This window comes from Bacillus sp. LR_5, from assembly GCF_042709275.1.
This window is the reverse complement of the sequence record NZ_JAVAXX010000602.1, coordinates 1-1,200: the sequence shown is the minus strand read 5'-3', so window position 1 is coordinate 1,200 and position 1,200 is coordinate 1. Positions and strand designations below refer to the sequence as shown.

2 protein-coding genes are annotated in these 1,200 nt (G+C 41.2%); both read right to left on the bottom strand.

The window, feature by feature from the left end; all coding sequences use genetic code 11:
• Positions 1–60: 60 nt before the first annotated feature.
• Complete coding sequence (locus RAC86_RS38865; RefSeq protein ID WP_160221609.1) at positions 61–783, bottom strand: YrpD family protein; 723 nt, start codon at positions 781–783, stop codon at positions 61–63.
• 160 nt (positions 784–943) lie between these two features.
• A partial coding sequence (locus RAC86_RS38860; RefSeq protein WP_377886973.1) for a YoqO family protein occupies positions 944–1,200 on the bottom strand: 257 nt, incomplete at its 5' end.

Sequence of the window (1,200 nt, the reverse complement as noted above, 5' to 3'; positions counted from 1 at the left end):
ATGACCAGTATGCTCCAAGGAAAACCGCCAGACAATGCTGGCGGATTTTTGCTGCTTCGTTTATTTATTAACAGAGATCGTAACGTTATTTCCTGCAACAGAAACCTTTGCGAAATCCTGTGTATCTACCACAGGAGTGACGGCTTTATTGTCGATTGTGATGTTGTTAAAAGATGTCGAAAAGGTTGCTTTGATCGCATCACGCTGGCTTTCATACGAAACAGCCGCGGTAGCAAGGGTTTTCCATTTTGAAATCGTGCCGATGTTGGTTCCTTGAATTTCTGTGATAATCCGTCCGGTGTAGCCGTCATTGTTCGTTCCCCAAAGGGTCATGCGCGTATTGCCGCTTAAATTTTTATAGATTGTCATTTGGACTGTGCTTCCAGGGCGGAAGCCTTTATTGTATGTGAATTTGTCTTTTCCTTCGATGTACGTTTCTTCATTTTTGGACCCAACCTTCATGAGGGGCTTCCAGACGTTGTATTGTTTGCTGTACTGAAGCCCGATATCGGCTTCAGTTCCGCTTGTTGCCCTAAAGCCAGAATAAATATAGGGAGTAGAGACCGAGTCGTTGTTTTTGACAGTTTCAGGAAGCGTGATTTTAGCTGTAAAAATGGCGCCCGTACTGTTCAGGTAGACACGGCCGCCGATTCCGTTAGGCAGCTGGGATGCTGCTTTTGCGACTTGAGCGTCTGCCGCGGGTAAACCTGGTATACCTGATGAAAGGGTTCCGAAAAGAACTGCAGTTCCTACTGCACCTGCAATCAATACTTTTTTCATCAAAATTCCCCCTTTAGATAGTGGTTTCGCCATTTATTATACCTAATTTTGGAACTGGATTGATGTATATAAATCGACAAAATATTTCATTTTGAGTGAAGTAAGGGACGAAACGCTTCGCCAATCTGAAAGCTATATACCTTTATCAGAGGAAAGAATGAGATCACAATCGTTTTAACCGATTTGAAATTTTCCTCAAAATAAAAGTACAAATGCTTAAAGAAACGATTATTAAAAGAATGCCCGTTATCGTTTCCCAGCCTGTAAAAAAGAGGTGACGTTTCATCAATGTCTGTCCTTGTAAAATGATAAAAGCACAGATACCGACTAAGAAAAGAAAACAAATACTTAGGATTGCTAACGCTTTACGTGAGTATGTTTTCATTTCATCTTTAAAATACAGCAATACGAAAACAAAGC